This window comes from Hyphomonas sp. (assembly GCF_040882205.1).
In the GTDB taxonomy this organism is placed as follows: domain Bacteria; phylum Pseudomonadota; class Alphaproteobacteria; order Caulobacterales; family Hyphomonadaceae; genus Hyphomonas.
This window is the reverse complement of the sequence record NZ_JBBEBT010000211.1, coordinates 1-3,252: the sequence shown is the minus strand read 5'-3', so window position 1 is coordinate 3,252 and position 3,252 is coordinate 1. Positions and strand designations below refer to the sequence as shown.

Below are 3,252 nucleotides of genomic sequence, written 5' to 3'. Positions count from 1 at the left end.
TACGCCGCCGGTCTATGACGCCGAGCTGGGCTATGTGATCGATGTGGCGACCGAGCGGCTGGCTGCGGCGCTGCCGCGCATGCCGGGCGATGCGGTGGTGACGCTGACGATTGATCCGAAACTGCAGGCGCGCATCCAGCAGCGCATCACCGAGCGGATGAAGAAAGACGGCCCGGCCCTGCAAGCGACGCAGGCGGCGGCGCTGATCCTCGGCAAGGATGGCCGCGTGGTCGCAATGACCGGGGGCACAGATTACAAGACCTCACCCTTCAACCGCGTGACGCAGGCCAAACGCCAGCCCGGCTCGAGCTTCAAACCGTTCGTATACGCCCTGGCGCTGGAAGACGGCTATTCTCCCTATGACGTGTTCAATGACCGGGCCATCAGCATAGGCAAATGGAAGCCGGTCAATTACAATGGCGAGTTCATCGGGCCGATGACCCTGAGCGAGGCGCTGACGCGTTCGACAAATACGGTCGCGGCGGAGCTTGGCAACGAATCAAATCCGGCGCGGGTGATCGACCTTGCGAAGCGTTTTGGCATCCGCAGCGACATGCAACCCTATCCTTCTCTGTCACTCGGCAGCCAGGAAGTGAACCTCTGGGAGATCACCGGCGCGTATGGCGTGTTCCAGTCCGGCGGGCGCCGCATGGAGCCGTGGATCATTGCGAAGGTCACCGATACGCGCGGCAATGTGCTGTTCGAGCAGCCGGCCATCGAACCGGAGCGTGTGTATGCGGAGGACTATGCCGCCGACATGAATGCCATGCTGACGCGGGTGGTGAGCGCCCCGATCGGCACTGGCCAAAAGGCGCGCTTCGGCAACTGGACCGTGGCAGGCAAGACCGGCACCAGCCAGGACTGGCGCGATGCCTGGTTCATCGGCTTCACCTCGGCCTATGTTGGCGGGGTATGGATCGGCAATGACGATGACAGCCCGATGAACAAGGTGACCGGCGGCGGCCTCCCGGCTGACCTCTGGTCGGACATCATGGAGATTGCGCATGAGGGAAAGAAGCCCGCACCGCTGGCCGGCGAAGGCCTCGCGCTGGTCATTGCTCCGGATGCGGAAGACCGGATTGCCTTCTACCGCGGCCTCGCACAGGCTTTCGGCAGCGCGTCGGGCGGCACGGTGACCGCCAGTGCGGGCGGCGGGATGATCCAGCAGGCGGAGTAGGCGGCGCTCACCTTCAGGTTCTTTTGGGAGGAGACCCGCACCTCCCATCGCTGCGCGGTGGGCCCCTACTCACATGCAGTTTACCTGCCCAAGATGGGAAGGGCGCCGGTTGCATTGTTTGGCGGGCGGGGTCCCGGGCCAAACGGCTGCTGCGCAGCCTTTGCGAGGGATTGTCTGTCTTAAATGTCCAGCGTTTCCACGAAGGCAGCGTTGTCCTGGATGAACTTGAAGCGGAGTTCGGCTTTTTTGCCCATCAGGGTGTTGATCAGGTCGGCGGGCTTCATTTCGGTGAGTTCGTCCATCGAGTCCGGCAGGGTGACGCGCGCGAGGACGCGGCTTGCGGGGTTCATCGTGGTCTCTTTCAGCTGGCCGGGGTTCATCTCGCCGAGACCCTTGAAGCGGGTGAGGTCGATTTTCTGGTTGCCCTTGAAGTGTTCCTTGGTGATCCGTGCACGGTCTTCATCGTCCATGGCGTAATGGATGTTGCCCTTGTTCGCGAGCTTGTAGAGCGGCGGCTGGGCCAGATAAAGCCGACCGGATTCGATCAGGCCGGGCGTGAGGCGGTAGAAGAAGGTGATCAGCAGCGCCGCGATATGGGCGCCGTCAACGTCGGCGTCGGTCATGATGATGATGCGCTCGTAGCGCAGGTCATCGAGATTGAACTTGCGGCCAAGCTCCGTGCCAAGGGCGAGGGAGAGGTCAGCGAGTTCCTGGTTGCCCATCAGCTTGTCGTCGGAGGCGCTTTCGACGTTCAGGATCTTGCCGCGCAGGGGAAGGATCGCCTGCGTCTCGCGGTTGCGGGCCTGCTTGGCGGAGCCGCCGGCCGAGTCGCCTTCGACGAGGAAGAGTTCGGTGCCTTCCGGACCCTTGGCCGAGCAGTCGGCCAGCTTGCCGGGGAGGCGAAGTTTCTTGGTGGCCGACTTGCGGCTGATTTCCTTCGCCTTGCGGCGCTTGGCGCGCTCATCCGCGCGGTCGATCGCCCAGCCGAGAAGCTTGTTTGCTTCCTTGGGGGACTGGGCGAGCCAGTGATCGAAATGGTCGCGTACGGCGGCTTCGACGAGGCGGAAGGCGTGCGTTGAAGAAAGCTTGTCTTTCGTCTGGCCGACAAACTCCGGGCCCCGGATGAAGACCGAGAGAAGGAAGCCGGAATGACCCATGACGTCTTCGGCGGTCACTTCGGCGGCTTTCTTGTTGCCGGTCAGGTCGCCGAAATTGCGCAGGCCCTTGGTTATGGCCGACCGGAACCCGGCCTCGTGGGTGCCGCCTTCGGGGGTCGGGATGGTGTTACAATAAGAGCGGGCGAAGCCGTCCTGCTCGCCGAAGCCGGCCTGTGTCCAGGCGATGGCCCATTCGCACTTGCCGTCATGGCCCATGTCAACGAGCCCGGTGAAGGGAGCCTCGGTGATCGTGGCCTTGTCGTGGAAGACTTCTTCCAGCTGATCGGCAAGGCCATTGGGGTAGGAGAGGACGGCGTCGGCGGGGATTTTCGAGTCTTCGGGCAGGAGGTCTGCGTCGCAGGACCAGCGCACTTCAACACCGCGGAAAAGGTAGGCTTTCGAGCGGGCCATTCCGAAGAGGCGGGCAGGGCGCCAGCGCAGCTTGTCGCCGAAGATCTGAGGGTCCGGCTTGAAGCGGACCGAGGTGCCGCGCCGGTTGGGCGTTGTGCCAACCTTGGCGAGCTTACCCATCGGGGCGCCGCGCGAGAATTCCTGGCGATACACCGTGCGGTCGCGGGCGACTTCGACTTCGACATGCTCGGAGAGGGCGTTGACGACCGAGATGCCAACGCCGTGCAGGCCGCCGGCCGTGGAATAGGCCTTGTCCGAGAACTTGCCCCCTGAGTGGAGCGTGGTCATGATGACTTCAAGCGCTGATTTCTTGGGGAATTTCGGGTGCGGATCGACCGGGATGCCGCGGCCATTGTCGGTGACGGTGAGATAGCCGTCAGCGGTGACCTTGATCTCGATCCGGTTGGCATAGCCCGCGACGGCCTCGTCCATGGCGTTGTCGAGCACTTCGGCGAAGAGGTGATGGTAGGCGCGCTCGTCGGTGCCGCCGATATACATGCCGGGGCG

The 3,252-nt window shown here is 63.6% G+C and carries 2 protein-coding genes; one reads left to right on the top strand and one right to left on the bottom strand.

The window, feature by feature from the left end:
* Positions 1-1,177 (top strand): transglycosylase domain-containing protein (locus tag WEA77_RS08740; RefSeq protein WP_368067487.1); only part of this gene is annotated, 1,177 nt, incomplete at its 5' end.
* A 179-nt stretch (positions 1,178-1,356) separates the two neighbouring features.
* Here the strand turns inward: WEA77_RS08740 and parE are convergent.
* A partial coding sequence (gene parE, locus WEA77_RS08735) for a DNA topoisomerase IV subunit B (RefSeq protein WP_368067486.1) occupies positions 1,357-3,252 on the bottom strand: 1,896 nt, incomplete at its 5' end.